The 22,875-nt window shown below is 67.4% G+C and carries 17 protein-coding genes and 1 tRNA gene; 11 read left to right on the top strand and 7 right to left on the bottom strand.

From position 1 onward, the window contains the following. Positions 1-85: 85 nt before the first annotated feature. Positions 86-1,162 carry a hypothetical protein gene (locus KA419_18355; protein ID MBP7867895.1) on the top strand — a complete coding sequence of 359 codons (1,077 nt, stop codon included), beginning with the start codon at positions 86-88 and terminating at the stop codon, positions 1,160-1,162. 356 nt (positions 1,163-1,518) lie between these two features. Next, the gene (locus KA419_18350; GenBank protein MBP7867894.1) at positions 1,519-1,923 is read left to right on the top strand and encodes a flavin reductase; all 405 of its coding nucleotides are present in this window, start codon (positions 1,519-1,521) and stop codon (positions 1,921-1,923) included. Positions 1,924-2,669: 746 nt separating this feature from the next. On the opposite strand, the gene KA419_18345 is transcribed toward KA419_18350, so the two are convergent. The 5 genes from KA419_18345 to truB form a co-directional block, all read right to left on the bottom strand. Beyond that, positions 2,670-3,011, bottom strand: coding sequence for a nitroreductase family protein (locus KA419_18345; GenBank protein ID MBP7867893.1), 342 nt, complete (start codon positions 3,009-3,011; stop codon positions 2,670-2,672). A 169-nt stretch (positions 3,012-3,180) separates the two neighbouring features. Beyond that, positions 3,181-4,164, bottom strand: coding sequence for a DUF2520 domain-containing protein (locus tag KA419_18340; GenBank protein ID MBP7867892.1), 984 nt, complete (start codon positions 4,162-4,164; stop codon positions 3,181-3,183). Next, positions 4,164-5,012 carry a pantoate--beta-alanine ligase gene (locus KA419_18335; GenBank protein MBP7867891.1) on the bottom strand — a complete coding sequence of 283 codons (849 nt, stop codon included), beginning with the start codon at positions 5,010-5,012 and terminating at the stop codon, positions 4,164-4,166. Before KA419_18335 ends, KA419_18340 begins: the two co-directional genes overlap by 1 nt. Next, the gene (gene panB, locus KA419_18330) at positions 4,981-5,823 is read right to left on the bottom strand and encodes a 3-methyl-2-oxobutanoate hydroxymethyltransferase (protein MBP7867890.1); all 843 of its coding nucleotides are present in this window, start codon (positions 5,821-5,823) and stop codon (positions 4,981-4,983) included. Before panB ends, KA419_18335 begins: the two co-directional genes overlap by 32 nt. 199 nt (positions 5,824-6,022) lie before the next feature. Then, complete coding sequence (gene truB / locus KA419_18325; protein ID MBP7867889.1) at positions 6,023-6,922, bottom strand: tRNA pseudouridine(55) synthase TruB; 900 nt, start codon at positions 6,920-6,922, stop codon at positions 6,023-6,025. Positions 6,923-7,059: 137 nt separating this feature from the next. Here truB and KA419_18320 point away from each other — a divergent pair, with 137 nt between their 5' ends. The 4 genes from KA419_18320 to KA419_18305 all read left to right on the top strand — a co-directional run bounded on the left by KA419_18320 (position 7,060) and on the right by KA419_18305 (position 11,364). Then, the gene (locus KA419_18320) at positions 7,060-7,755 is read left to right on the top strand and encodes an OmpA family protein (protein MBP7867888.1); all 696 of its coding nucleotides are present in this window, start codon (positions 7,060-7,062) and stop codon (positions 7,753-7,755) included. Between the two features lie 135 nt (positions 7,756-7,890). Beyond that, positions 7,891-9,303 (top strand): LysM peptidoglycan-binding domain-containing protein, encoded by a 1,413-nt coding sequence (locus tag KA419_18315; GenBank protein MBP7867887.1) that lies wholly within the window; start codon positions 7,891-7,893, stop codon positions 9,301-9,303. A 340-nt stretch (positions 9,304-9,643) separates the two neighbouring features. After that, on the top strand, positions 9,644-10,219 hold the full coding sequence (locus KA419_18310; GenBank protein MBP7867886.1) for an HD domain-containing protein: 576 nt from the start codon (positions 9,644-9,646) through the stop codon (positions 10,217-10,219). A gap of 26 nt (positions 10,220-10,245) precedes the next feature. Beyond that, complete coding sequence (locus tag KA419_18305; GenBank protein MBP7867885.1) at positions 10,246-11,364, top strand: isocitrate/isopropylmalate dehydrogenase family protein; 1,119 nt, start codon at positions 10,246-10,248, stop codon at positions 11,362-11,364. 58 nt (positions 11,365-11,422) lie between these two features. On the opposite strand, the gene KA419_18300 is transcribed toward KA419_18305, so the two are convergent. After that, the gene (locus KA419_18300; GenBank protein MBP7867884.1) at positions 11,423-14,563 is read right to left on the bottom strand and encodes a tetratricopeptide repeat protein; all 3,141 of its coding nucleotides are present in this window, start codon (positions 14,561-14,563) and stop codon (positions 11,423-11,425) included. Positions 14,564-14,926: 363 nt separating this feature from the next. Continuing rightward, the gene (locus tag KA419_18295) at positions 14,927-17,284 is read right to left on the bottom strand and encodes a M6 family metalloprotease domain-containing protein (GenBank protein ID MBP7867883.1); all 2,358 of its coding nucleotides are present in this window, start codon (positions 17,282-17,284) and stop codon (positions 14,927-14,929) included. 196 nt (positions 17,285-17,480) lie between these two features. On the opposite strand from KA419_18295, the gene KA419_18290 reads away from it, so the two are divergent. The 5 genes from KA419_18290 (at position 17,481) to KA419_18270 (ending at position 22,702) form a co-directional block, all read left to right on the top strand. Beyond that, positions 17,481-17,556 (top strand) — tRNA-Glu (locus tag KA419_18290). 53 nt (positions 17,557-17,609) lie between these two features. Further along, complete coding sequence (gene thiS / locus KA419_18285) at positions 17,610-17,813, top strand: sulfur carrier protein ThiS (GenBank protein MBP7867882.1); 204 nt, start codon at positions 17,610-17,612, stop codon at positions 17,811-17,813. Next, complete coding sequence (locus KA419_18280) at positions 17,813-18,454, top strand: HD domain-containing protein (GenBank protein MBP7867881.1); 642 nt, start codon at positions 17,813-17,815, stop codon at positions 18,452-18,454. Before thiS ends, KA419_18280 begins: the two co-directional genes overlap by 1 nt. 178 nt (positions 18,455-18,632) lie before the next feature. Continuing rightward, entirely contained in the window at positions 18,633-20,822 is a 2,190-nt protein-coding gene (locus tag KA419_18275; protein MBP7867880.1) for a S46 family peptidase, read from the top strand. A 377-nt stretch (positions 20,823-21,199) separates the two neighbouring features. After that, the gene (locus KA419_18270; protein MBP7867879.1) at positions 21,200-22,702 is read left to right on the top strand and encodes a beta-lactamase family protein; all 1,503 of its coding nucleotides are present in this window, start codon (positions 21,200-21,202) and stop codon (positions 22,700-22,702) included. Positions 22,703-22,875 lie beyond the last annotated feature (173 nt).

Raw genomic sequence — 22,875 nt, 5'->3', positions numbered from 1 at the left:
GGTTCGCCACCGGCGAAATCCCAGAGTCCCGGCCAGGGCCCCGGCCGGGCGGCACGCCACGGGGCCGGGCCGGAAGGAGGCTGTCATGAGGAGATCGGCGATACTCCGGCTGTTGTCGGTGCTGGCCCTGTCGGCGGCCTGGGCGGGGTCTTTCCCCGCGCAGAACGACCCCGAGGCCGTTCATCGTGATTACGGGCGCCTGATCAGCGCGGGCATGGGGTTCCAGAACGGGTACCTGGACGGGTACGACCTGGGCGTCGGCGACGCGAAATTCCGCGGCCGGTCCGACATCCAGACGAGCCCCCTCTACCAGAAGGCGGACCGCGGGTATTCCGACAAGTGGCGCTACGCGGTGGTTTATCAGCGGGCCTACCGGGAGGGTTTTGCCCGGGGATACGCCGAGGGGTACGCCGGCCGGCAAAACCTCCTGATCGACCGGTTCTACGAACTCGAGGAGGACCTCCAGACCGTCCAGACCCCGTCCGGTCCCGAGCCGCCGCCCCCGTCACGGGGGCCGGTCATCATCCCCGCGGGGACGCGGATCCTGCTCGAGCTGCAGGAGTACCTCTCCACCCGGAACGTCGGGCGCGGCGACCCCTTCGCCGCCATCGTCGTCCGGGACGTTTACGTGGGCAACGCCCTGGCGGTCCCCGAGACCACCGTGGTCAACGGCCGGGTAGGGCGGGTGGTCCGTCCCGGGCGGGCCGGCGCGCGCGCGGAACTCAACCTGGAGTTCGAATCCTTCAAGTTCCCCTCCGGCGAGGAGATCCTGCTGGCCGCCACGCTGTCGGGCGTGGGGAGTTCGGAGGGGTCGGTCAAGGACGTGGAGGGGACCGTCCAGGGCAAGGGCACCGCCGGGCGCGACGCCGCCACCGTGGCGGGGACCTCCGCGGGGGGGGCCGTCATCGGCGGCATCGCCGGCGGCGGGAAGGGGGCGGGGATCGGCGCCCTGGTGGGCGGCCTCATCGGCCTGGCAGGCGCCCTCAGCAGCAAGGGCCGCGACATTGAGCTTCCCAAGGGGACCTTCGTCGAGATCACCCTGGACGAGGACCTCAAGATCGACCACGCCCCGGTTCGGGAGCGGGAGCTTCCCGACCCCGACCACCCGGACGGGCGGGAAACGGATCGGGACCTTCCTCCCGACGGCGAACAGACGGAATAAACGTACGCGCCGCCTGCCGGGCGGCGCACGGGGAGAGAAAGCCGAGGGTTGAGGGCGCCTTCCGGCAGAAGGCGCCTACAAGCTTGCCCGACATCGGCGAAAGCCTTGAATATTTTTTCGGTGGAGATGCGATGAAAATAAAAACCCTGTTCCTTCCCGTCTTGCTCATCCTGGCCTTTTCCTGCGCCGTTGCCCAGGAAACCAAACCGGCTCAGACTTCCGCCGGATCCGGTGCGTCCGAACCGGCGGCGGCAGCGACGGGATCCGGCAAGGGCCCGGCGCTTGCGGACCTTTACCGGCAGATCGACCCCCTGGAAATCCCCGACAACCCCATCAAGCTGATCGGCGAGGACTGGATGCTGATCACCGCCGGGACCCCGGAGAAGTTCAACAGCATGACCGCCAGCTGGGGCGGGTACGGCGTGTGGAAGAACCCCGTCGCCTTCATCCTGGTCCACCCGGACCGCTACACCTTCCAGTTCCTCGAGAAGGAGGAGCACTTCACCCTCTCCTTCTTCGACCCCGCGAAGTACCGGGACCCGCTCCTGCGGATCTTCGGCCGCAAGTCGGGCCGCGACACCGACAAGGTCAGGGAGAGCGGTTTTCACCCGCTCTTCACGAACCCGGGCATGGCCTACACCGAGGCCCGGATGATCATCATCTGCAAGAAGAAGTTTTCCGCCCCCACCCGCGCCGAGGGCAACGCCCACAAGCTCTACCTCGGCGAGATCGTCTCGGTCTGGGTCCGGAAGGCGGAATGATGTACGCGCCGCCTGCCGGGCGGCGCAAGGTCCAGCCTTTCCGCAACGTCAGCCCGATCCGGTCGTTGCAAACGATGGCCGGAGGATAAGGTGGTCAACCGAACGAATCCGGGATGACCCAGAGTTATAAGCCCAATATTGATGACCCCGCAAAAAGTCGCGAAAGGGAGATTTCCCGCGAATAACACGAATATACGCGAATTTATAACACGAATAATATCTATTGATTGTTGATTTCTGATTCGCGTTCATTCACGTGATTCGCGGGCATAAAAGACTTTTTGCGGGGGCGTCATATTTGATTGGATCAAAATCTTTATGTTTCTTCTCCGTGCCTTCGTGTGAGATTCTGGTCCGGGCTTTCTACGGGGATGAGAATTTGTATAACTGCCTTTTCTACAAATATTTCACCCCTGACGGGGTGAGGACGCAGAGGGCACGATCCCGGTGGGGCGAAGACGCAGAGGGCATGATCCTGACAGGGTGGGGACGCGGCGTACACGATCCTGGCGCGGTGAAGACACGAAAGGCAGCGATCCGCACAGGGCAAAAGAGTGGTGGGCGCGATTCAGGTTCAGGTTAGGTCCGGCGAGTGCGGATGCACCCTGGAGGGGTGCCGGAACCCTCCCGGCTTCCCGCCCGGGGCGCAGGACCAAAGCACCCGAGTATCCGCCTTCCGCGTCGTGACCGGCCGCGTGACGCGGTAAAACCCGGGTCGCACCCCCCCCCGGCGTGTCGGCGGGAGATCACCGCCCGGCCGGGTGGCCGACGGGGATGAGATAGAGGGGCGTCTCCGAGGGGGGCAGGGCAAACACCTTCCGCATGGCGCCGTCGTCGAAGGCCCCGACCGCGGTGGTGCCGAGGCCGAGGGTGAGGGCTTGCAGCATCAGGCCCTGGGCGGCCCAGAGGAGCTGGGAAACCTGCTGGAGGGTGAGGGGGCGGGCGGTGTCGAAGGAGCGGACCGAGCGGAGGACCTGGAGGGTGCTTTCCAGGGTGAGGGCCCCGCGGGTGTCCGGCGACGGCAGGGACACGGGGCCCTTTTCCCCCGGGCCGGCACAGGCGATGGCGCAGAGCAGGGTGGGGATCATGGCGGCGACCAACCTTTCACGAAGCAAGTTCACGTAAAGCCCTCTTGAATTCAGTGCTGGACAGATCGCGGCGGTACCGGGCCGGGATACCGTGGCCGGAGTTCAGCCGGCGCGCCACGCCGTGCACCCCGGGAGCCTTCCGGATCGGCGGGGGCAGCGGAAAAGCATCTCAGAACCCCCTGTTCCCGGGATTTCCCCCCTTCGGGCTCCGCCGGCGGTGGTGCCGGAGCAGCTCGAGGAGTTCCGGGTGGTCCCGCAGGGCCCGTTCCACCTCGGAGTCCCCATCCGGTGAGCCCGCAGCCGGCCCGCCCGCGGGGAGGTGGGCCTGGACGACCTGGTCCATGACCTCGTAGGCCGCCAGGGCGAGCGGGTGAATCTGCCCCATGGCCTTCAGGTGCCTTTCCACGGTCCGCCGATCGCCCCGTACCGCCGGGCCCGTCAGGGCCTGCCGGGGGTCGGGCGCCTGGTCCAGGTTCCGGAGCGCGTTCCGGGCCAGGTCCAGGAACCCTTGCCAGACCTCGTCCCGGATCCCGTCGGGGAACCGGCGGATGCCGTCGTGGCACAGGACCATCAGTCCGGCCACGTGGCTGCAGGCGAGGGTGCAGAGGGCGTGGTAGAGGACCTTGAGCTCGCGGGGGAGGTGGAAGGGGCGGGCGCCCAGGAGCCGGGCGAGGCGCTCTCCGGTTTCCACGGCGACGGCGTCTCCCTCCACGGCGACGCGGATGCCGTCGAAATGGTCGTCCCCCGGTTCGGGGAAGGTCTGGAGGGGGTGCCAGGAGCCGACGTGGCAACCGGTCTCCCGGAAGGGGTCGAGCTCGGCGGCGCAGAGCGCCCCCGACGGGTGCAGGACCACCGCCCCGGGTCGGAAGCGGCCGGTGAATTCGCGGGACAGCCGGCGGGCGGTGGGACGGAGGGCGTCGTCGGGGACGCAGAGCACCATCAGCCCGATGGACTCCCGGTCACCCGGCAGGTGGCTGTTCGTCCGCCCGGCCTTTCCCTTCGGGGGATGCCCGGGCAGGAGCACGGTGGCGGCGCCCGCCGAGGCCAGGGCCGAGGCCAGGCTGTTGCCGACCCGCCCGCGCCCGACGATGACCACCGGGTCGGGGAAGGGCGCGGGAACACCCGGGGCGTGGTTGCGGGGTCCGGCTCGCATCACTGGACGCTGAGGAGGATGTTGTCGATGAGCCGGGTGGAGCCGACGTAGACCGCGAGGGCCGCCAGGGCCTCGCCCTTGAGGGTCTTCACCGGTTCGAGCTCGACGGTGTCCACGATCTCGACGTAATCGACGCGGGCCAGCGGTTCGGCGGCGATGAGCCTCCGCATCTCGCCGACGATGACGCCGGCGTCCCGGACCCCTTCCATCACCAGGGTCGCCGCCCGGCAGAGGCTGCGGTGCAAAACCGTCGCTGCAGCCCGTTCAGCGGGTTTCAGGTAGACGTTGCGGGAACTCATGGCCAGACCGTCGGACTCCCGGACGATGGGGCAGACGCGGATATCGACGGGGAAGTTGAGGTCCTTGACCATCTTGCGGATGATGATGGCCTGCTGGGCGTCCTTCTGCCCGAAGAAGGCGACGTGGGGCGCGGTGATGGAGAAAAGCTTGGCCACCACCGTGGTCACGCCCCGGAAATGGCCCGGCCGGCTGGCGCCGCAGAGCTTCCCGGAGAGTCCCTCGACCTCGATGAACGTCTCGAACTCCCGGGGGTAGATCTCCTCCGGCGTGGGGGCGAAGATGTAGTCCACTTCCAGGCGGGTGAGGAGGTCCACGTCGTGGGACAGGGTTCGGGGGTACTTTTCCAGGTCCTCGCTGGGGCCGAACTGGGCGGGGTTCACGAAGATGGACACCACCACCGTGTCCGAGACACCCGCGGCGCGTCGGACCAGCGAGAGGTGCCCCTCGTGGAGGGCGCCCATGGTGGGGATGAATCCGATGCGGTGTCCGAGGGTCCGCTCCTTGCGGAGGACCTCCTTAAACCGGTTGGTCTTGGTGATCACTTCCATGGCGACGTTCCATGTCCTCCTTGACGGACGCATCCAGGCAGAAAGACTCCTGCAACGAGGGGAAAGCACCCGCGCGAACGTCCTCCACGTACTGCCGGAGAGCGGCCCCGGCGATCTCGCCGAGCTTCGCGTAGGTGCGGACGAAACGGTAATCCATCGCGGGGTTCAGGCCGAGCATGTCGTGGAAGACCAGGATCTGGCCGTCGCAGGCGGGGCCGGCGCCGATGCCGATGGTGGGGATGCCGACGGTGCGGGTGATCCGGTCGGCCACCTCCCAGGGGATGCACTCCAGGACCAGGGCGAAACAGCCCGCGCCCTCGAGGGCCCGGGCGTCCTCAATCAGGCCGTCGATCTGGTCGTTGCGCTTCCCCTGCACCCGGTAGCCCCCGAACCGGTTCACCGACTGCGGTGTCAGCCCGAGGTGGCCCATCACGGGAACCTCGCTGTCCAGGACCGCCCGGATGGCGGGGAGCCGGACCCGCCCCCCCTCGATCTTCACCGCCTCGGCCCGCCCCTCCTTGACCAGGCGAACGGCATTGCCGGCGGTTTCGAAGGGTGAGCCGTGAAAGGAGCCGAAGGGCATGTCGGCCACCCGGAGGGCGGACCGTACGGCGCGGCTGACACAGCGACAGTGGTAGATCACGTCTTCGAGGGTGACCCGGAGGGTGTTCTCCTCGCCCTGGACCACCATGCCCAGGGAATCACCGACGAGAACGACGTCCATGTCGGCGTCGTCCACCAGCCGGGCCGAGGAGATGTCGTAGGCGGTGAGCGCGGCGATCCGTTCCCCGCGCGTTTTTTTCTCGATGATGCCGGCGGCGGTCCGTTTGCGTCCCACCAAACACCTCGCGATCCCGGATTTCCTTCGGCCTGCCGCCGGGGATACCGGCGTACCCCCTCCGTGGCCGGGCGCTTCCCCGTTGGCTGTTCCCGAAGCGCCTCGCCGGACCGGGATGCCGGGTGAAACAGGTCGGAGTATACGCTCGTGACAACGAAAAATCAACAAGGCTTCAGGGCGGCCCCGGGGCTCCGAGCACGAGGTCGGGGTGAACGACGACCGTTCCGTCGCCGCGGGCCCCCACGGTCCCGAGGGCCACCAGGCGGCCGTCCGGGTCGAACAGCCGGGCCCGCGACCCGTCCGGAAGCGGCGCCGCCACCGCCACCGGGTTGCCGTGGGCGGCCCGCCGGGCGTCGTCCTCCCCGCAGTCCAGCCGGGGGAATTCGTCCAGGAGGCTCTCCAGCGGGAGCAACCGCCGGGTGGCGAGGGAGGGGTCCGCCTCGACGGCGTCCAGGGCAGCCGCGTCGGCGAGGGTGAACGGGCCGGTCCGGACCCGCCGGAGGGCGGCGAGGTGGGCGCCCGACCCCGACCGCTCGCCCAGTTCGTGGGCCAGGGAGCGCACGTAGGTTCCCGAGGAGCAGTGGACGCGGAAGGTGAGCACCGGCGAGGCCCAGTGGAGGTCGCCGACGGCGTACACCTCCACGGTCCGGACCTTTTCGGGGCAGTCCAGCCCGCGGCGGGCGTAGTAGTAGCCGGGTTTGCCCTTCCACTTGGCGGCGGAGAAGGCGGGGACCCGGATTTCCCGCCGCCCGGCGAGTTCCCGGGCCAGGGCAAAGAGGCGCTCCGGGTCCGCGGGGGCGGGCCGGGGCGCGGCGTCCGGCTGACCGTCCGCATCCCAGGTGTCAGTGGACCACCCGAACCGGACGGACGCCAGGTACTCCTTGTCTTTCCCCAGGTAGAAGCCGGAGAGCCGGGTCGCCGTCCCGACCAGGACGGGAAGGACCCCGGTGGCGAGCGGGTCAAGGGTCCCCGCGTGGCCGATTTTCCGGCGGCCCAGGACGCGCTTCAGCCGGCTCAGCACGCCGTTCGATGACACGCCGGTCGGTTTGTCCACAATCAGGATACCGTTCATCTGCCCCGCTAAAAAAATTCAAAATTGCGTTTGCATTCAGGGGCCGCTGTGCTATAATCCGGCCGTGGCGGACAAAAACACAAGAAAACATTATTAATCGGGTTTTTGACGAAATCAATACATTACGGAGGTTTGTGATGAATCGTAAGAGCTTTTTCCTGATCTCCCTTCTGGCGATTCTGGCCTTGGTCATGGTTTCCGGCTGCGCCACCAAGAAGTGGGTTCGCCAGGAAGTCAACGAGTCCGAGAAGAAGACGGAACAGAAGATCGAGGCCGGCGACCAGAAGCTGCAGGGCCAGATCAACGAGCTGTCTGCGCTGAACAAGCAGCTCAACTCCAAGATCGAGCAGGTCAACGACAAGGCCGAGCGCGCCGATGCCAAGGCCGAAGAAGCCAAGGGCATCGGGATGGACGCCAAGCGCACCGCCGAGGGCGCCGTCCAGAACGTGAACGAGCTGCGCGTGAAGTTCGACAACCGCAACAACTTCACCGTCGTCGACACCAAGACCGTCTGGTTCGACCTCAACAAGCACGCGCTGAAGGCCGACGGTGAGAAGACCCTGGACGACGTGCTGCGCATCGTGGCCGGCAACAAGAACACCATCGTCGTCCTGGAAGGCTTCACCTGCGAACTGGGGGACAAGGAATACAACTACAACCTCAGCGAGAAGCGCGTCCTGTCCGTGAAGCGGTACCTGGTGGAGAAGAACCTCGACCTCAACCGCATCTACAACCTCGGCCTCGGCGAGAACAACCCCGTGGGCGACAACAAGACCAAGGCGGGCCGCGAGCAGAACCGCCGCGTGGTCATCCAGGTCCTCGAAGTCAAGTAAGGCTTCCCGCGTTTTGCAGGCCGGAGATCATCTCCGGCCTTTTTTTTTGGCAAAGCCGCTGAAATTATTTATTGACAAACGGCTTAAACTCTGGTACGTTTTGATCAACTATGAAACTCGTGCGTTGAGGTGGACATGAGAAACAAGTTGGGTGCTTTCATTACATGCCTCGCTCTCATGGGATTCCTGACCTGGATCGTCTGCGCGCAGGAAAACCTCGAGCAAGCGGTCCAACCGGAGAAGAAGGTCAAGAAAGTGGCCAAGAAAGCCCCGGTGCCGCCGGAGGTCAAGCTGATCGACTGGTCGAAGATCCCGTCCAAGAAGCAGAAAAGCAAGCCTGTGCGCCAGCCCGATGGGCGGCTCTCCCCGAACACCACGCCCGCGTTCCCGAACGATGCGCAGAAGTACGACGTGGTCAAGGGCGACACCCTGTGGCGGATTTCCGGCGAGTACCTGACGAGCTGCTACCTCTGGCCCAACCTGTGGGAAAAGAACATGCACGTCAAGAACCCTCACTGGATCTACCCCGGCGACCAGTTGCTGGTGGGGACGGTGAAGCTGGTCGACCGGGCCCCGGAGGCGGTGGTCGAGGAACGGCCCATCTGCGAGCGGACCTCCCCCTTCAAGGACGCCCTGGAGCGCCTGAAGGCCGGGGTCAAGAAGGAGGAGGAGGCCCAGCAGCTTCGCCTGACCGTTGATCGCGTGGAAGCTTTCTACGGGATGAGCAAGGAGCTGTACGGGACCGGCGTGGTCTACGATCACTGCCCCAAGTTCAAGATGTTCATCGTGGGGGCGGAGAACGAGGATTCCATGCGCAACCTTCCCCAGGGCCAGGTGGTTTACATCAACCAGGGCAAGGACGACGTCAAGGTCGGGGACCGGTTCTCGGTGATCCGCTCCGCCGGCGAGATCCGTCACCCGGAGAAGGGGTACAAGGTCGGCTACTACTTCAAGCAGTTGGGGACCGTCAAGGTCCTCATCACCCGGGACAAGCACTCGGTCGCGGTCATCGACTGGTCCGCCCAGCCGCTGTACATCGGCGACGCCCTGGTTCCCTTCAAGGACCATGACCTGATCAAGAAGGACTTCGGTGCGGAAGCGAAGTTCACGCCCCTGGGGAAGGACTTCCTCACGAGCGGCAAGGAGATCAAGGAGTACGTCCGCTTCACGACCGACAACGACAAACCCAAGGGCCGGGTGGTCTTCATCGAGGACAAGTGCCGGGTCGCGGGGACGGGGAACGTGGTTTACATCGATCTCGGCAAGGAGAAAAACCTCAGCCCCGGCCAGCGTCTCACCGTGTACGAGAAGGAAGGGGAGTTCCGGTACGGGAGTGAGTACTACCCGGATTTCAGCACCTACTTCTACAAGGAACGGCGGGCCAAGAAATTCCAGCGCGAAGCCGAGGAGGAACTCGAGGAACGCCACATCCCCCGGGTCGTTCTGGGCGAGCTGGTCGTGATCGACGTTTTTGAGAAGACCGCCAAGGCGGTGGTCGTTCAGTCCCGGGTCCCCGTCAACCTCGGGAGCCGGGTCCAGGTCCAGTAACCCCTTTTCGGATCAGGCGGCAAACACGCCCCAAACACTTTGTGAATCCTCCCCGGCCCGCACGGCCGGGGTTTTTTTATTCCGTCAGTCAGAGCCGCGACCGTAAGGGAGCGGTCAAACTCCATCAGTCAGAGCCGCGACCGTAAGGGAGCGGTCAAACTCCATCAGTCAGAACCGCGACCGTAAGGGAGCGGTCAAACCCCCCCCTGCCCAAATGTCCCTCGCCCCCCGGGCAATGGCTACAAAGCGCTTCCAACGGTCCGAGTCCCATGGTAATATTTTCAGCTATTCCAGGTATCGGGCCGGCGGCCGGCCCGATATCCCCCGAGGAGGATCCGCGTTGCGAAAGCACCTGAAGATCGCCACGAACCCCGAGTACGCCGCCGTCCGGGAGGCCCTGCTGAAGGCCCTTCCCGAGTTCGCCCTCGTCAGAGACTCCGAGTTGCGGGAGAAGGTGCTTCACGTCTGGCAGGAAGCCCTGCGTCGCGGGGGGTGGGCGGTGGAGGACCTCTCCCGGATCCCCAGCACGCTCCGGGCGGGGACCGCCATGAGCCTCCTGCACTACGTCCGGGGCGTGGCGGTGACCTGCTATCGCCTGGCGGAGGTCATGCTGGGGTTCTACGGCCCCAGGGCCCCCCTCGTCCTGGACGTCCTGGCGGCCGGGGCGCTCCTTCACGACGTCGGGAAACTCCTGGAGTACAGGGAGTCGGGGGGGACATTCTCCCGGAGCAGTGTGGGGGGCCTCGTCCGGCACCCCGTCTCCGGGGCGGCGCTGTGCTTCGAACTGGGGCTCCCGGTCGAGGTGATCCACCTGGTGGCCAATCACTCGGTGGAGGGCGAGCACGTCCGGCGTTCGGCGGAAGCGGCGCTGCTGCACCACGTGGTGCGCCTGAGCCAGGACATCGTCACGGGTTAGAATCCAATCACATCCAGGAGGTCGATATGGCTAAGTACAAGATCGCGTGGCTGCCGGGAGACGGCATCGGTATCGAGGTCCTCGAGGCGGCAAAAATCGTCCTCGACAAGCTCAACTTCAATGCCGACTACATTATGGGCGACATCGGATGGGAGTTCTGGTGCAGGGAGGGGGATGCCTTCCCCGAACGCACCATCGACCTGCTCAAGAACGTCGATGCCGCCATGTTCGGCGCCATCACGTCCAAGCCCGTCAAGGCCGCCGAGGCCGAGCTGGTCCCGGAACTGAAAGGCAAGGGCCTGGTTTACCGTTCGCCCATCGTCCGGATGCGGCAGCTCTTCGACCTGTACATCTGTCTCCGTCCCACCAGGGGTTACGCCGGGAACCCCCTCAACTACAAGGAGAACATCGACCTGGTGGTCTTCCGCGAAAACACCGAGGACCTCTACTGCGGCGTCGAGTTCAACCCCGTCCCGGACGAACTGGCGGAGACCCTGGGGAAACTGTCCAAGCCTTTCGGCGCCTTCAAGGGCCTTGCGGGGGACCAGTACGCCGTGTCCTGCAAGATCAACACGCGGAAGGGGTCCGAGCGGATCATCCGGGCCGCCTTCGAGTTCGCCCAGAAGTTCGGCCGCAAGAAGGTGACCATCATCCACAAGGCCAACGTGGTCCGGGCCACCGACGGCCTCTTCCTCGAGATCGGCAAGGAGGTGGCGAAGGAGTACCCCGGCATCGCCGTGGACGACGCCAACATCGACGCCATCTGCATGTGGCTGCTGAAGAACCCCTTCAACTACGACGTCCTGGTGGCCCCGAACCTCTTCGGCGACATCATCTCCGACCTGTGCGCCCAGATGGTGGGCGGGCTCGGTTTCGGGTGTTCCGGGAACATCGGGGAGCGACTGGCGGTTTTCGAGCCCACCCACGGCTCCGCCCCCAAGTACGCCGGGCAGTACAAGGTCAACCCCATCGCCACCATCCTCGCCGCCAAGATGATGCTGGACTGGCTGGGCGAGAAGGAGATGGGCGACCGCCTCGAGAAGGCCACGGCGGACGTCATCGCGGAGGGGAAGGTCCGAACCTACGACATGGGCGGCGGCTACTCCACCCTGGACATGGCCCGCGCCATCGCCGACAAGCTGTAGTCCCGGCCCGCCGGATTGCGGCGATCCTGGGGCCCGGCCGGAAACGGCCGGGCCTCTTTCATTTGGCGGGGCTGCAGCGGGCCCGGTACGTCCGGGCCAGACCCTCCAGATCCGGGCGGGCGTCCGCGGGGGCCGAGGCCAGGGCCTTTTCGATTTCCTCCAGGGCGGCAGGGAAATCCCCCTTCCCGGCGCGGAGGATCGCCAGGTTTTTCCGCATGTTCCAGGCCATGGGGTTGCCGGGGGCGATCTCCAGGATCCGGAGGGTCGCGGAGATGGCCGCGTCGGGCTTCCCCGCCCGGGCCGCGGCGAAAGCCAGGGTGTCGAGGGCCTTGACGTCCTCGGGGGCGGAAACCAGGGCACTCTCGGCGGAAGCGGAGGCGCCGGCGAAGTCTCCGGCGGCCAGCCGGGTTTCCGCCAGGAGCAGGTGGGCGCCGGGGAAGGTGGGGTCCAGGGCGATGGCCTTGAGGGCCAGGCGGGCGGCCCCGGCGTTGTCGCCGAGCCGCTGGAGACGGAGGGCGGCCCAATCCGTCCAGATGGAGACCGATCCCGGGCAGAGGGTCCCGGCTTCGGCGAAACAGTCTTCCGCCCGTCGGACCAGCGCCTGCTTGCGGGCAGCGTCCGGCTCGATCGCGGCGGCGAAGCCGTAGAGCCGCCCGAGGTGATACCCGGTGTGAGGCAGCCAGGGGTTGTTGGCCCGGGCCCTCAGCAGGGCGTCCCGGGCGGTGAGCATCGAGGCGTCGGCCCCCAGCGTCGCCAGGTTCTCCGACGGGGAAGGGTAGGAGACCCGCCCCGGGGGAGCCAGGAGGAAGCCGCCGGGGGAGACGGGGACGCCCCGGGTGACGTCCTGCATCGCCCGGTCGGTGAGCATCACGCCGAGCCAGTGGCGGTGGAAGGCGGAACCGGGGTCGTGGCGGGACGCTTCCAGGCAGAGGGCCGCGCCGGTCTCGAAATCGTTCTGGCGGTGGCTGGCGGAGGCCCGGCGGTAGAAGATATCGGCGCGGACCCGCCCGGTTTCGTGAAGCGCCATGAGGGCCGCGGCGGCGAAGAGCCCGGCCAGGGCGGCGGCCGCCGCTACCCGGGAAGCCGCGGAACGACGGGGCCCGGGGTCGTGACGGGCCCGGGCGGAGGCGGGCAGGCCGGCGGCCAGGAGCAACAGGGTCAGCGCCAGGAACACCAGGAGGAACACGAGGAAGGCGCCGGAAGCCCGGCCGAGCCGGAAGAGGCCGGCCGCGTCGTGGGCGGCCGGCCCGGCGGGACCGGCGACGAGCCAGGCCAGTCCCAGGAGGGACGGGGGGATCGCGGTGAAGACGGTGAAGCGGAAGACCCTCTCCCCGGGGAACCCGGGACGCAGGACGAAGGGGGCCAGGGCGAAGGAGAGGAGCAGGATCAGTGCCGGGAGGGTGGCCGGGTCCGTCGGGGGGACGCCGGGCTGTGCCGTGAGCGCCAGGAAGGGAAAGAGGGCCACCGCCAGCGTGGCGCCGGCCAGGGTCCCCCCGGCGGAGAGCGGCCCGGCCGGGGCCGCGGGGGCCCCGGCGGCGGCGTTGCGCCGGGAGGGCGCCGCCGGGCCCGCCGCCGTTCCGGCCCCGGCGGCTTGGGCGGCCGGCAGGGCGGCCAAGGCCGCCGCGACCAGGTAGAGGAGCAGAAGGGTCCCGATGGTCGGGATCCCCACCTGGAATTCGGCGATGCAGGCGACGAGGGCGGCCAGGAGGGCGGCGGCCGTCAGGCGGGCCGGGCCGAGGCGACCGGCCGCAGGGTCGTCGGGGGCGGGGCGCCGGTACGGGGGGACGGCCATGAAGATGACAAGGGCCAGCAGGAAGGCGCCGGTGAGAGTGGCCCCGAGCCACTCCGGCTTCCCGGCGACAAAGGGGACCCCCGCACCCACCGTGGCTCCCGCCGCCAGGAACGCGGCCAGGAGGCGGCGCCGCCCGGCGGTCGGGAGAAGGCCGAGGGACTCCAGCCCGAAGGATGCCACCGTCCCGAGGAACACCAGGTAGGCGGCCAGGCCGACCCCGCCCGTTTCCAACAGCTTGTCCCAGGTGTCGTTGTGGGCCCGGTCCGGGAGAACGTCACGCTGCTCGAGGCGGGCCAGTTCGGGCGGGTAGAAGGCGGCCAGGCTCTGGCGCTGGGTGTCGGGCCCGTACCCGATCCACCGGCGGAACGCGTGCCGGGCGTCGGGCCCCGGGGGGCCGTGCATCGGCTCCGCAGAGAGGAAACGCCCGGCGGCCTCCTGCCAGAGGAGAATCCGGACCCGTCCCGTCCCGTCCGGGGGTTCCAGGGCGGAGCGCAGTCCCCCGAGCGCGCCCCGCTCGGCCGGGGTGAAGAGTGCGAGCCCGAGGACGATCGCCGCCACGACCGCCGCCGCGGCCATCCCGGCCGCGATCCGCGCCCGCCCTCTCGCCGCCGCGGTCGCGAGAAGGAACACGAAGAGGCCGGCGGCGAACCCCAGGAACGGTCCCCGGGAGCCCGCCAGCACCAGGCCGGCGACCTGGAGGGCGGCGGCGGCCCACAGGGCCCGGACAGGACCCTCTCCTTGCTTCTTGGCGGGTTTTCCGCCCTGGGGAGGACTCTCCCGGATCAGCCGGATCAGCGCCAGGGTGACGAAGAACGACAGAGAGAAGTAGGCTCCCGCGAAAATGGGGTTGCCGAGGGTGGAGGACACCCGGCCCGAGAATGCGCGGACCCAGGGGAAGGGGTCCAGGCCCAGCGCCTGGCCGACGGCGAAAAGCGCGATCGGGACGGAGGGGAAAACCACGGCCGCGAGAAGCCGGAGCAGCCGGGCTCGGTCCCGTATCCCCTCGGCGGCCAGGAGCGCGATCGTCGTCAGGGCCAGGTGGGTCAGCAGCCCCTGGCATCGCTCCTCGGACCCCAGGAAGGCGCCCCGGGGCAGGACGGACAGCAGGGTAGCCACTCCGTTCACCGCCGCGAGAATGCCCGTGATCCCGGCCAGGCGGAGGGGGCGCGAGGGGGTTTTCCCCTCGCGGTCCGGTCGGGCGGCCTTTCCGGCGAACCAGGCCAGGGCCATGACGGCGGCCATCAGGCGGAGCAGGAGGGCCTTGTCCGGCTCGAAGACCTTGTCGGAAAAAGGGTTGAAAAAAACCGGCACCGTGGCGGCGGCGAACAGCCACCCCGCCTCCACGAGGTTCCCGCAGAAGCTCCCGGCCCGAAAAGCCCTGTTCGACGATTCAGTGTCCTTGCTCAACGTCATCCCAATGAAGGTTTTGCAACCACTCTCCCTTCGATTTTCCGGTTGTTGCGAGTCCGTCGAATTTAATGGTTTCGCAAATAGTCGGAATAGGAACGGAAAAGTGTTTGTAAGGCCTTTGTTTGAGCCATCACCCGGAGGGAGACGGTGCTTTTTGCGGGATTGTCAAATTTGCCACCCCCGCAATCAGTCGTTTTCTCTCACAGAGGCACCGAGGCACGGAGAAATGCACATCGTTTTGATAGAATCTGCAATCCTTGTGATTCTCCTCCGTGCCTCTGTGCCTCTGTGAGATCCGCACCCGGGCATTTTTCGACCGCGTCAAAATTTCCTTTTCAAGCCGGTAAGCGCCTCCGCGTTTCAGTCGGGCAGCGAGAGGGCATTCCCCGCGAGCCAGGCCTGGAAGTAGACCAGGTCGCCGGCGCCGAGGCCGCCCGACTGGTCGAGGTCCCCCATGGCCGCCGACGCGTAGAATGGGGCTCCGCCGGGGGTGACATTTCCCGCGAGGGCGTTGGCCAGGATCACCATGTCGGCCGTCGTCACGTCCAGCGACTGGTCGAGGTCCCCGATCGTGGCGGTGGCGGTCACGGCGATCTCGTCGATCCAGGCGGTGTCCTGTCCCTCGGTCACCCCCTCGTCCTTGGCGTAGGTCCACTTGACGAAGTGATCGCCCCGGGAGATGGGGAAGGACTTCCGGGTCCAGTCCACCTCGCCGCTGGCGTAGGTCATGACCGTCCCGTCCAGTTCGAAGGTCACGAAGTCGTAACCGGCCTCCGAGGACACCTTCCACCAGAAGGAGAGGGTCCCGGGCCCGGCGAGGGTGGTGTAAACGCTGCACTTCATCTCGTCGGACATGATGGAGGAACTCTTGAAGCAGTTGGGCCCCGTGTGTGCGCCGGTGAGCGAGACCGACCACTGGTCGTCCCCGGAGAGGGAGAAGGTGAGGTCGGACCGCTCGACCGCGGTGCCGGACAGGGTGGGAAGGGTCACCAGCTTGCCCGGGGAGTTGGCGGAGTAGGTCCCGCCGAGTCCGTTGCCGTTGACGGCCCGAACCCGGGCGTAATAGGTCTTCCCGTTCTCGCAGTCGTCGATGGTGTGGGTCAGCGTGCCGCGGGCGTAACCGTCGTACTTGTCGTTGCCTCCCGGGGTGGTGCCCACCTGGACGTGGTAGGCGGCGATCCCGCTCTCCGGGTCGGCTTCCGTGCCCTTGACCCAGTTGAAGGTCACGCTGGAGGTCGAGGAGGACGCCCCGAGGGTCGGGGTGCCGGGGACGCCGGTGGGTGGGGTCATGTCGGAGAAGACGTCGAAGACGTCGAAGGTCATGACCGCCCCCGACGCCGAGATGTTGCGGACCCCCAGGCGCAGCGGGCCATCCGCGTAGAGGCTGGTGTTGGGGGTGGTGGCGGGCCCGATCGTGCTTCCCTGGGTGTAGAAGTCGCCGGCGTCGGCTTCCGCGCCCGACTCGATGTCCTCGTTGCCGTCAGCTTCCATGAGGCGGAGCATCTTGTGGGCGGTGTAGGAGTTGTCGTAGGCGAAGGTGGAGCCCGACGGGTCCAGGCGGCCGTCCACGTGCCAAACCACGAGGCCGTTGGTGGGGTACGGGGTGTCGTTGGCTTCCCGGTAGCGGTTCTGGACCATGAAGAACTCGGCGAAGGGGCCGAGGAAGAAGTTCCCGGGGATCAGGAAGAGCGCGTCCGGGAACGTGGCCGAGGAGCGCAGCGAGACGCCGGTCTGCCCGGCGAAGACGGGCACGGGGTCGTTCCAGCCCAGGAGGAACTTGCTGTAGCAATTGTGGTCGCCCCAGTTGCCGTCCATCATGTCCAGCCCCCCGACGCCGCCCGAGGGCCCGATGGCGTCGTCATAGTCGTAGTAGTCGGGCAGGCCCAGGGCGTGGCCCGTCTCGTGGATGACGGTGTGGGGCTGAAAGGCGCCGTTGGGGTAGGTGGAAGACTCCCACTGCCAGGAGTAACGGCCCAGCTTCTTGCCGTCGAGGGTGAAGCTCTGGTCGTAGAAGTGGGTCTGGTAGGCCCACCAGAACGAGGCCCAGGCGCCGTGGCCGCCGGCCCAGAAGACCATGAGGTAGTCGATCTCGCCGTCGCCGTCGTTGTCGTACTGGGTGAAGTCGTGCCCCTGGGCGTTGAAGTAGTTGAGGGCCTCCTTGATCAGGTTCTGGCGCCCCGTCGTCGTTTGGGTGACGCTGGTGCGCGGGTAGGTGGTGGTGTACCACCCCAGGGCGCTCCCCTGGACCTCGAGCTGGTTGTAGGACGCGCGGCGATAGAAGTTGCGGAGGCTCTCGTAGGGGAACCGGACGGGGTCGCCGTCCCCGTAGAGCTTGGAGACGAAGGACTCGGGGGTGTCGGCCGTGATGTGGGGGGTCCCCTGGAAATCGATGAGAATGGCCAGGACCTTGACGTTCCCCTTGGTGGGCATCCCCACCCGCCCGGGAGGAAGGGACATCAGGACCGGGTCCGTGGTCCCGATCCCGAGAAGGGCGTTGAGCCGCCGCTGGGCGTCGAGAACGCGGGCCGGGTCCGCCCGGTGGTTCCCCAGCGCGTAGGCGGCCTTGATCTGGGCCGCGAGCGTCCCGTCCCGCCGCATCTGCTCCCACTGCTCCGCCGTCGGGGGGTACAGGGCCAGGACCGACCCCGAAAGGCACAACCCAAGGATCACGCCCCACACGTTGAACGTCACCCGCAAGAACCGGTTTCGTCTCGTCATGAAAGACCCTCCGAACTGGAATGCGGCGGACCCGGCGATCCCCCGTTAAAATACTAATGATGCACCAGGATGGTTGGAGACGCAACGACTTTTTCCTTGACAAGGGGAGGGGCCTCTGGTAAAAATCGCCTGCTTCGGAGCCGAGGGGTTCCCTTCGCCCGGGGAGCCGGAGCGCTGTGCGGAACGGATACGCCGCGTCCCCATCGTCTAGGGGTCTAGGACACTGGCCTTTCACGCCGGCAACAGGGGTTCGAATCCCCTTGGGGACGCCAATCATATGGGCTGGAGTGATCCAGCCCGTTCCTTTTTCGGGGGAGCGCGCACCATGAACATCACCGTGAACGGCAAGGACGTCACCCTGGACGGCGGGGACCTCAGCGTGCGCGAGTTCCTCGCGGCCATGAAATTCCGGTTCCCCATGATCGTGGTGAAGGTCAACGGGCAGGTCGTCCGCAAGGACGCGTGGGACTCCGCGCGGATCCACGACGGCGACCGGGTGGAGGCCATCCACCTGATGGGGGGCGGGTGATGACGGGCCTTCTGGACGCCATCGAGCGCGAGGCGCGGACGTTCTTCGAGAACGGCCGCGGTTGCCACGGCTGGGATCACACGCGGCGGGTCCTGGCCCTCGCCCGACGAATCGCCGGGGCCGAGGACGCCGACCCGGTCCTGGTGACCGCGGGGGCCCTCCTCCACGATATCGGGCGCAGCCGGGAGGACGCGAGCGGGGGCAAGGTCTGCCACGCCAAGGCGGGGGCCGAGCTGGCCCGGCAGGTCCTGCACAGGATCGGCGCCGCCCCGGGCTTCATCGACCAGGTGGCGCACTGCGTGGCTTCCCACCGTTACCGGGGGCACATCAAGCCCGCCACCCTCGAGGCCCGGGTGGTCCACGACGCCGACAAGCTCGACGCCATGGGCGCCGTCGGGATCGGGCGCGCCTTCCAGTTCGCCGGCGAGGTGGGCGCCCGGCTCCACGACCCCGGCATCGACGTGGAGAAAACCGCCTCCTACACCGTGGAGGACACCGCCTACCGGGAGTTCCTGGTGAAGCTCTCCCGCCTGCGCGAGCGCATGCTGACCGACGCCGGCCGCCGCCTGGCGGAGGAGCGGCACACGTTCATGGAGGCCTTCTTCGACCGCCTCAACCGGGAAGTCCTCGGGGAATGCTGAAGTGCCATCGCCCTCCGAACGATGGACATCCCCGTCTTATCACCCTCCAGACGGTGGAAATTTGGCCTTGGGCCACCTGTTGCGCGGCCCGGAGCGCCGCGCTACGCCTGTTGCGCGGCCCGGAGCGCCGCGTTGCCGCCGCCGGCATCGCCCCAATCCTGACGCGAGGTGACCGCTGATGAAGCACCGACCCTGGTTCGCCGTCCTTGTCCTGATGTCCGCCGCCGTCGCCCTGCCGGCCCCCGGCGAGGGGATGTGGCCCATGAGCGAGCTCCCCCGGCTCGACCTCGCGGGGAGGGGGATCGTGGTCCCGGCGAAGGAGATCTTCAACCCGGGCGGGACCGGGCTCATCGACGCCAACGTCCAGCTGGAGGGCTGTAGCGGCTCCTTCGTCTCCGGCGAGGGGCTGATCCTGACCAACCACCACTGCGTCTTCGGTTACGTCCAGGCCGTCAGCACCCCGGAGCACGACTACCTCACGAACGGTTTCCGTGCGCCGGCCCGGATGGAGGAGATCCCGGCCAAGGGTCAGACCGCGCGGATCACCGAGTCCTACCGGGACGTGTCCACCGAGGTCCTGGACGCCGTCCGGGGCATCGCCGACCCCGCGGAGCGCACGCGCACCCTGGAGCGCAGGAAGCGCGAACTGGCCGTGCAGGCCGAGACCCAGGCCCCGGGGAAACGGGCCGAGGTGGCGGAGATGTTCCCCGGCAAGACCTATGTCCTGTTCGTCTACACCTACCTCCGGGACGTCCGCCTCGTCTACGTCCCGCCCCGCTGCGTGGGCGACTACGGCGGCGAGGAGGACAACTGGGTGTGGCCCCGCCACGGCGGCGACTTCTCCTTCCTCCGCGCCTACGTGGGGCCCGACGGAAAGCCGGCCGACTACTCCCCCGACAACGTGCCCTACCGCCCGAAGGTCTTCCTGCGCGTCGCCCCCGAGGGCGTGAACGAGGGGGACGCCGTGTTCATCCTGGGTTACCCCGGCCGCACCTACCGGCACCAGCCGGCGGCGTACCTCGCCTGGGAGGAGGAGATCCGGATGAGCGCCGTGGCCGAATCGTACGAGGGACAGATCCGCCGGATGGAGGCCGCCTCCGCCGGGAGCCCCGAGGCCGCCCTCCGCCTGGCCGGCCGGATCAAGGGGCTGTCCAACACCTCGAAGAACTACCGGGGCAAGCTGGCCGGCCTCCGGCGGCTCGGCCTGGTGGAAAAGAAGCGCGCGCAGGAGCGCGAGATCCAGGCCTTCATCGAGCGGGACCCCGCGCGGAAAGCCGCGGACGGCGCCCTGCTGGCCGACATCGACGCCGAGTACCGGCTCGTGCGCGAGCGCTCCGGCAAGGACCTGTTGCTCAACGACCTCTACCGGAACGTCTACCCGCTGCGCATCGCCCACACCCTCCTGGAGAATGCCCGGGAACGTGCCAAGCCCGAAGTGGAGCGCGAGAACGCCTACATGAGCCGCAACCGCCACCTGCTCGTGGCCGAGTTGCGACGGTGCCTTGAGGGGTTCCACCCCGACACCGACCGGGCCCTGCTGCGCGAACTCCTGCTGCAGGCCGCCCGGCTCCCGCAGGGGCAGCGCATCGCCGCCCTGGACGCCGTCGTCGGCGACGGCGACACCGCGAAGATCGACCGGTGGCTCGACGAGTCCTTCAACCGCTTCCGCCTGGCCGACGAGAAAACGGTGGTCGCGGCCCTCGACGCCGAGGTCGGGGACCTGACCTCCCGGGACGACCCCTTCCTTCGCCTGGCGGCGGACCTGATGGACACCTACCTGGAGAAACGGGACTTCGAAAAGGCGCGCAAGGGGAACCTCGACGCCCTCTCCGCGCGACTCATGGAGGTGAAGCGCCTCTTCCTCGGCGCCTCCTTCATCCCCGACGCCAACAGCACCCTGCGGCTGACCACCGGGCGGGTGAAGGGGTACGCCCCGCGCGACGCCGTGCGGATGCAGCCCGTCACCACCCTGGAAGGCATCCTCGAGAAGGACCGGGGGGCCGACCCCTTCAACGCCTCCCCCCGGCTCAAGGCGCTGATCCGGTCCGGGGACTTCGGCCGCTTCACCCTCCCGGGCCGGAATACCGTCCCGGTCAACCTGCTCTACGACGCCGACACCACCGGGGGGAACTCCGGCAGCGCCCTGCTCGACCGCCGGGGGCGCCTGGTGGGGGTCAACTTCGACCGGGCCTGGGAGGCCACCGTCAACGACTTCGCCTGGAGCCCGGACTACAGCCGGTCCATCGGTGTGGACATCCGCTTCGTCCTCTGGGTGGCCTGGAAGCTCGGCGGCGCCATCGACCTCCTCCGGGAGATGGGCGTGGAGCCCGTCATGCCCCGGCCAAAACCGGCCCGGGGAGCCCGCTAGCCCCGGCGCCCGGCTGCGAGTCCCCGCGCGCAGGGGAGCGCGGTGGCGCTCCCCGCCGCCGACTTCTTCGGGTTTACGAGGGACAGGCGTGCGGCGGCAAGTCTTGGAATTGCCGTTATGTCCGGCAAACCCGATGCTTCTCGCGCCAGGGCAAGGCCGGCTCCCCCGGGGAAGGTAAACGAACACTCCCCCCTGCCCGTCCTTTGGGTCCCTTTGGTCCTTTAGGTCCTTTCGTCCTTTCCCGCTTCATCCGACCCGCAACGCTTCCATCGCCAAATCGGCGGTTCGAAGGCTCACTATCACACTCCAATCGAATTCCTGCCTGACAGCACCCGAAGAGTATCGTATAATCGATGAAAATCCGTTTGGAGGCAGGCATGGATTCTCCGCGACCCTCTGCCACCGCCGTCATTCCCTCGTCGTCCGGACGCTCCTCCGGGGTTCACCGCCTGGCGGGCTGTTGCCTGATACTCGCCCTGATGGGCTCCCTGCCCTCCCTTTCCGCCGCACCGCCGGCCGGTGAACTTTCCCGCGATGCCATCCTCGCCGAGGCGGGCAGGATCATCGAGCGGGTTCTCGCGAAGGAGTACGCCGTCGGCTTCGCCCTGGGGGTGATCCGGGGCGACGAGACCTTCACCGCGGGTTTCGGCGAGACCGCCCGGGGTTCGGGGGTGAAGCCGGACGCGAAATCCCTTTTCCAGATCGGGTCCGTCACCAAGACCTTCGTGGGGGTTCAACTCGCCGACCTCGAGCTGCAAGGACGGGTCCGCATGGACGACCCCATCGATCTCTACCTTCCGATGAACGTCCACGCACCCGCCTGGGGAAGCCGGAAAATAACGCTCCAGGACCTCGCCACCCACTACGGCGGACTCCCCGGCTTGTCGGACGGTTTCGTCTCCTCGCCCGAGGGCGTCTGTGGGGACGCCTACACCCTGGAGCGGCTCTGGAACTGGGTGGATGGCTACCGGCTCCGGCGCTCCCCGGGAGAACGCTTCGAGTACAGCAACGTGGGCCTGGCCATGCTCGGCCATCTCCTGGCCAACGTCAGCGGCAAATCCTGGGAGGCCTCCTGCCTGGACCAGGTCTGCCTTCCCCTTGGCATGAAGGACACCCGGGTCACCCTCCTCCCGGAGCAGCTCCCGCGGGTCTGCCAGGGGCACCGTCCCGACCTGGACCCGGTCCGAAACGAAGAACTCGGGGCCCTGGCGCCGGGCGGGGCGCTCCTCTCCACCGTCGACGACCTGGTTCTCTACTGCCGGGCCCACCTGGGCACCCTTCCCTCGCGTCTTTACCCCGCCATGCGCTCGGCCGTGACCGCCCGGGCGAGCGCTTTGGGTGGAAGCATGAAGGTGGCGCTCTGCTGGTTCACGCTGGCCCTGCCCACCGGGGAGGTGGTCTTCTACGAGGGCTCGACGCTGGGGTTCAATGCCGTCATCTTCATGGACCTGGAGAAGAAGCTCGGGCTGGTCCTCCTCTGCAACCAGGATTCACGCGTTAACGACCAGGTGGCGTCGAGCATCCTGAACCTCCTGTACGGCAGACCCGCCGAACCCCTCGAATTGCAAACGGCATCCAAGAAGGATCGGGAGGAACTGAAGGCCTATGCCGGCCGCTATCTGCTGTCCCGCCCCACCAGCGAATACGACACGAAGGGGGACCGGATCCTGGCCGTCGAACTGCATCCCCGCGGGCTGAAACTGGCGGTGCCGGGGGAAAACCGGACGCGGCTCTTCCCCCAAGCGGGGGACACGTTCTTCCGAAAGGACGTGGGGAAAGGCCAGTGCGCGGTGAAGTTCGACCGGGGCCCCGAAGGGGCCGTCAAATCCGTGACCCTGTTCGTCGAGGGGGCGGAGAAGACCCTGCCGCGGGTGGACTGAAGGCGGTTAGGCTGAAGGCTGATAGGCTGGCTGATAGGCTGAAGGCTGATGGCCTCGCAAAAAGTCAAAACAAGGGATATTATACAGAAAACAAAAGGAATATTCATCATTTTCCGCTTGACAGAGATTTGCTTTTTGTGTAGTGTATGCCTTTGATAAATTAGGGCATGCAG

The organism is Acidobacteriota bacterium (assembly GCA_018001935.1).
GTDB lineage: Bacteria > Acidobacteriota > JAAYUB01 > JAAYUB01 > JAAYUB01 > JAGNHB01.
Note: the sequence above shows the minus strand (reverse complement) of the source record. Positions and strands in the feature narration are given on the sequence as shown.